The following is a 6,010-nucleotide window of genomic DNA, read 5'->3' on the forward strand; positions in this document are numbered from 1 at the left end:
CGCTGGCTCAGACCATGGCCAGCCGCTGCTTGCGTTGTGGCGCTTTAAAAACCTGGTCCAGCGCCGCCAGATCCCCGGCCTCCAGTTGCAGTTGCGCGGCTTGTGCATTGAGTTGCACGTGCTCCGGTCGCACAGCCTTGGGAATCGCAATCACACCATCCTGACGCAGAATCCACGCCAGCGAAACCTGTGCGGGCGTTACGCCGTGACGAGCGGCGATGTCTTTCAACACTGGCTCGGCGAGCATGGCACCGCCCTGGCCGATCGGACAGTAAGCCATCAGCGGCATGCGCTGGTATTGGCACCACGGCAGCAGATCGAACTCGATGCCGCGCTCCTCGAGGTTGTAAAGCACCTGATTGGTCGCGCAGGCCGAGCTTGAGAGTTCTTCGAGATCGTCAACATCGAAATTCGACACACCCCAACGGCCGATCTTGCCATCCTCGCGCAGGCGTTCGAAGGCCTCGACGGTTTCCTCCAGCGGATACTGGCCGCGCCAGTGCAACAGATAGAGGTCGATGTAGTCGGTGTCGAGCCGGCGCAAACTGCGCTCGCAAGCTTGCGGGATGCCCTTGCGGCTGGCGTTGTGCGGGTAGACCTTGCTCACCAGAAACACCTGATCGCGCAGGCCGGCGATGGCCTCGCCAACCAAGCTTTCGGCACCGCCCTCGGCGTACATTTCCGCCGTGTCGATCAGGGTCATGCCCAGCTCGATCCCCGTGCGCAGCGCCGCCACTTCACGCTTGTGCGCCGAGCGATCTTCACCCATGCGCCAGGTGCCTTGGCCAATCACCGGAACCTGGACGCCGGCCAATTCGAGGGTACGCATGCAAACCTCCTTGCTGAATGTGTCGATACCTTTTAGTGGGCAGCAGGATAGCTCAGGGGTTCAATAAGCAAAGAGATCGCGGCCTTCGGCAGCGCTTTCCTTATGGGTAGCGGTTTCCCATGTAGGAGCTGCCGAAGGCTGCGATCTTTTGATCTGGCGCTCTTCTTTATCCATCCACGTACAAGTGCGCAAGAAGTTGCGCAGTGCCTTGCCTGTTTCCACCCGGGCAAGTCTCTGCAGGCCGCGTAGCTCGTGGCCTCCAGCCAAGTGCGCAACTTCTTGCACACCACTGCGCAAAAAGTTGCGCACTTTTCCTTGTTTTTCATTGGCTTAATCACAGGAAAAGATCAGTCGATGAGCTCGGGGCCTTGATCTGTATGGGTTGCATAAAAGCTGGCATGAAGTTTGATGGCGCATAGCCATCCTTTTCAGGCAATGGTGCCTGAGAGGTATGTCTTTCAAGCAAGGAGAGCATCCCATGGCAACACCAGCGTACATGTCGGTTACCGGCGAAAAACAAGGCCTGATCACTGCCGGTGCATTCACCGCTGACTCCGTTGGCAACACCTACCAGGAAGGCCACGAAGACCAGGTCATGGTGCAGGCTTTCACCCACGACGTGATCATCCCGCGTGACCCGCAATCCGGTCAGCCAACCGGTCAGCGCGTGCACAAGCCAGTGGTCATCACCAAGGTCTACGACAAGGCTTCGCCGCTGCTGCAAGCGGCGCTGACCTCCGGCGAGCGCATGAGCGAAATCGTTATCCAGTGGTACCGCACTTCGGCGCAAGGCACCCAAGAGCACTACTACACCACCAAACTGGAAGACGCGATCATCGTCGCCATTAACAACAAAATGCACAACTGCCAGGACCCAGGCAACGCGCACTTCACCCACCTGGAAGAAGTGCAGTTCACCTACCGCAAAATCACCTGGACCCACGAAGTGTCCGGTACTTCGGGTTCCGATGACTGGCGTGCTCCAGTCGTTTAATTACGGCTGATTGTTGTACCGCCCTGATCGGCATGACTGGTCGGGGCGGATTCACTTCTAAAGAATTTTTTGCCAATAGCCCCTTGAGGGCTGTTGCGCGTCGCAGCACTGCGCGAGGAACAAGGGATGTTCTCACCGGCCAACCAGCCTCATTTCAATCTGACCGTCGATGGCATCGACAGCGACTTTCAAGTGCTGTCGTTCACCGGTCGCGAGGCCCTTAACACGCCATTCGAATTCGAGCTGGAACTGGTCAGTGAAAAGGCTTCGATCAACCTCGAAAGCGTGCTGCACAAACTGGCGTTTCTTCAATTGTCGCCGAGCGGCAGCGGCATTCACGGGCTGGTCTACAGCATCGCTCAGGGCGAGGCGGGCAAACGCCTGACTCGTTACAAGATCTCCCTGCGCCCGCAACTGGCGTACCTCGCGCACCGGGTCAACCAGCGCATCTTCCAGCAGATGACCGTGCAGCAGATCATCAGCCAGGTGCTGGAAGAACACGGCATCCTTGCCAGCGATTACCACTTCCAGCTCAGCGCGATTTATCCCGAGCGCATTTACTGCGTGCAGTACGACGAATCGGACCTGGATTTCATCCAGCGCCTGTGCGAAGAGGAGGGGATTCACTACCACTTCCAGCACACGTCGAGCGGGCACAAACTGACCTTCGGCGATGACCAGACGGTGTTCCCGAAACTCGCGCCAGTGGCCTATCAGCAAGACTCCGGACTGGTCGCCGACAAACCGGTGGTCAAGCGTTTTGGCCTGCGTCTGGCCACCCGCACCAGCCGCACCACGCGTCGCGATTACGACTTCGTCAAACCGAAGATCGAGCTGGAAAGCGATGCCAAGAGTTCGGCTCAGCCAGACCTCGAAGACTACGATTACCCGGGCCGTTTCGTTGACCGCGAGCGCGGCAAACACCTGGCCAATCGCGCGCTGGAACGCCATCGCAGCGACTATCGTCTGGCCGAGGGTAATAGCGATCAGCCGATTCTGGTCAGCGGGCATTTCCTCGCCCTGACCGAGCACGCCAACCCGACCTGGAATGACCTCTGGCTGCTCACCGAAATCTTCCACGAAGGCAAGCAACCGCAGGTGCTGGAAGAGTCGGTGACCAGCGACACCACCGACCTCAAGGACGATTTTCACCAGGGCTACCGCAACCGCTTCAGCGCGATCCCGTGGGACGTGCCGTACCGTCCGCCGCTCGATCACCCGAAACCGAAAGTTCTCGGCACGCAAAGTGCGGTGGTCTGCGGCCCCGAGGGCGAAGAGATCTACTGCGACCAGTACGGCCGGGTGAAGGTGCAGTTCTTCTGGGATCGCGAAGGCAAGCACGACGACATGACCAGTTGCTGGATGCGCGTCGCGTCGAGCTGGGCAGCCGAGACTTTTGGTTCGATCAACATTCCACGGGTCGGCATGGAGGTGTTGATCACCTTCCTGGAAGGCGATCCCGATCAGCCGCTGATCACTGGTTGCCTGTACCACGGCGCCAATCTGCCGCCGTACAAGCTGCCGGACTTCAAGACCCTGGCCACGGTCAAGAGCAAGGAATACAAGGGCAGTCGCGCCAACGAATTACGCATCGACGACACCACCAGCGAGATCAGCATCGCGCTGCGCAGCGACCACGGCGCGAGTGCGATTAACCTCGGTTATCTGACTCATCCGCGCCCGAGCGGTGGCCAGCCACGCGGCGAAGGGTTTGAGTTAAGAACCGATCGCCACGGTGCGGTACGTGCGGGTGCCGGTCTGCTGATCACTACCGAGCCACGGCCGAACGAATCGAAACACCACAAGGACCTGCCGGAAACCGCTGAACGCCTCGCGACTGCGAGCGATCAGCAAGATGGATTCGCCGTGCAAGCCAAAGAGTTGCAAGCCCAGGAAGCCGGCGATCAGGACGACGTCGCCAAGGCACTGCACGCCCAGCATCAAGGCGTACTCGGCTCGGGCCCCGCCAACCTCACCGCCAACGAATTCCCCGAGTTCACCGAACCGCACCTGGTCCTCGCCAGCCCCGCCGGCATCGCCCTGACCACGCCGCGCTCCAGCCACATCGCCACCGGCGAACACCTGGCGCTGAGCAGCACTGGCCACACCAGCCTGTCGATCGGCAAACGCCTGCTCGCCAGTGCCAGTCGCGGCATGCGCCTGTTCGTGCAGAGCATGGGCTGGCGGCTGGTCGCCGCCTCCGGCGACATCGACGTGCGCGCACTGAAGGACAGCATCAACCTGCTGGCCAAGCTCAACATCACCGCCAACGCCGACCGCATCACCATCACGGCGAAAACCGAACTGGTGATTCAGGGCGGCGGCAGCGCCACCACCTACAACGCCGGCGGCATCACCCACGCCACCAGCGGCCCTTACACCGCGCACGCGGCGAACTTCGCCTACACCGGGGCGAAAAGTCTCGCCGGAGTGTTCCCGGAACCACCGAAACCCGGCAAGGGCAACCTTGAATTGTTCAACCAATACGCCGGGCGTCAGGGCATCAAGGAAGGCGATTACGAAGTCATCGATGCCCTGGGCAAAAGCATCAAAGGCAAGCTCGACGGCAAGGGGTTCGCCAGCGTCGCCGGCGCTGCCCCGGGGCCGGCACGTGTGCTGTTCGGCAAGGATCCGGCGGACACCTGGAGCGACGGCAGCTACATCGGCAAACCGGAGTGGCCGTTGAATCCGCCGGGGGCTGAAGACGTGCCGAGCCAAGTGCAAGCCATGGTCGCGCAGGTGTTGCCGAGCAAGAGCTGGGAGATGTTGGAGAAGGGTAAGGACATGGCGCAAACAGGGATGAGTGCGATGCAGACCGCGCAAGGTGCGATGCAAACGGCGCAGCAGGTGAAAGGCTTGGCGCAGGGCGGGGTGGCCGGGTTGCCGAAGCTGGCGAGTGCGGCGTTGCCGAGTGCCTCCGGGATTTTGGGGGCGGCAAGCAAGGCGGGCAAGTTGCCGAGCCTGCCTGCACCGAGTCTGCCAAAACCTTCCTTGAAAACCCCGGGCCTGTTGGCGGGTGAGATGCTGTCATGACCACTGAAGTAGCTGCTGTAAAACGTGAACCTCAAGTTGCCATCGTTCCCCTGAATGCCATCGACATTCAGGATGTCGCCAGCGGTGCGGCAACCTTCGACGCCTGGCTGCAATCGGCTACGGATGGCGTGGTCACGCTTGATCGAATCAAGAACTACGCCGGCTTCCTGCCGGTGGTGGGCAACATCATGGCGCTAGTCGATGCGCTGGGTGACATCGTCACCCTGTCGAACGCCAAGCAACGCGACTTGCTCGCTTGGGCCAGTCTTGGCATCAACCTGATCGGCGTCTTGCCGTTGCCGCCGTCGATGGCCGCGGCGCGGATGACCCTGCGCCCGACGCTGTTTCTGGTGCGTCAGGAAATGAGGGCCAGCAGCAAGGTGTTGCTCAGCACTTCCGTGATCGAGGTGCTGGTCGGCCACCTGAACGCCTCGATTATCGGCACGCTGGATGATTTTGTTGAGCAAGCCAAAGGCAAGTTACCGGGCATTTTGGCGGACGCTGGCAAGCTCGGCGAAGAAATCATTGATCAGATTGCAATAGGCATCGAAGCGGTGGCGTTCGGCAATCTGGATGCCAAAGGTGATCTGAATGCAGCCAGCGCCCAGGCGAGCGCCGCAGCCGATCAATTCAAGAATGATCCGCTGGCGTCATTCAGCAATGTTTTTGGGGCTGCCAACAGCGCCCTGAAGTCGGCAGGCAAAGGCCTGGCCAACAGCGTGGCGCAAAACCTTGTCCCCGATGACTTCAAAAAAACCGTTTCTGACGAAACCAAAAAACTGCGCGCCATGGGCCCGGAGCTGCGTACGCAGTTGAGCAAGCTCGACGATGAGTCGGTGCAGAACTCGATCGGCTGGTTGCTGCTGATCCTCTCCAGTGCCGTGACCTTGTGGCGCAAGCGCAATGCCCATGGGCAGAACGCCGCGGTCCACCCGGACAAGACCGGTCAGGCGAAGCGTACGGCATCCGAGGGGCAGTTGGCCTCTAACGGCCAACAGGCTTCGGCGACTCACGCACCCGAGCCGAAAAAAAACTGCGCCTGCGCCAGCACGGGGCGCAGTATCAATTTCGCCATAGGCTCTGAAAGCCTCAGTCATACCGATTTCAGCCTGCCCGGCCCCTTCCCGATCGAATGGACGCGCACCTACAACTCA

Annotated in this window: 4 protein-coding genes; 3 read left to right on the forward strand and 1 reads right to left on the reverse strand. The window is 60.5% G+C overall.

Going from position 1 to position 6,010, the window contains the following annotated elements:
- Positions 1–7: 7 nt before the first annotated feature.
- Complete coding sequence (locus tag ACM6JQ_RS04785; RefSeq protein ID WP_414893324.1) at positions 8–829, reverse strand: aldo/keto reductase; 822 nt, start codon at positions 827–829, stop codon at positions 8–10.
- Between the two features lie 478 nt (positions 830–1,307).
- On the opposite strand from ACM6JQ_RS04785, the gene ACM6JQ_RS04790 reads away from it, so the two are divergent.
- From ACM6JQ_RS04790 to ACM6JQ_RS04800, 3 genes are all read left to right on the forward strand, one after another.
- Positions 1,308–1,823 (forward strand): Hcp family type VI secretion system effector, encoded by a 516-nt coding sequence (locus ACM6JQ_RS04790; protein ID WP_007949952.1) that lies wholly within the window; start codon positions 1,308–1,310, stop codon positions 1,821–1,823.
- Positions 1,824–1,949: 126 nt separating this feature from the next.
- On the forward strand, positions 1,950–4,856 hold the full coding sequence (locus ACM6JQ_RS04795; RefSeq protein ID WP_414893325.1) for a type VI secretion system tip protein VgrG: 2,907 nt from the start codon (positions 1,950–1,952) through the stop codon (positions 4,854–4,856).
- Positions 4,853–6,010: DUF6531 domain-containing protein (locus ACM6JQ_RS04800; protein WP_007918284.1), on the forward strand; the 1,158-nt coding region annotated here is incomplete at its 3' end. The genes ACM6JQ_RS04795 and ACM6JQ_RS04800, both read left to right, overlap by 4 nt.

Source organism: Pseudomonas sp. IT-232MI5, from assembly GCF_949767845.1.
GTDB lineage: Bacteria > Pseudomonadota > Gammaproteobacteria > Pseudomonadales > Pseudomonadaceae > Aquipseudomonas.

Bases quoted from the DNA above. Each gene is read 5' to 3' on its own strand.
- ACM6JQ_RS04785 (WP_414893324.1), bottom strand. From the start codon at position 829: ATGCGTACCCTCGAATTGGCCGGCGTCCAGGTTCCGGTGATTGGCCAA.
- ACM6JQ_RS04790 (WP_007949952.1), top strand. From the start codon at position 1,308: ATGGCAACACCAGCGTACATGTCGGTTACCGGCGAAAAACAAGGCCTG.
- ACM6JQ_RS04795 (WP_414893325.1), top strand. From the start codon at position 1,950: ATGTTCTCACCGGCCAACCAGCCTCATTTCAATCTGACCGTCGATGGC.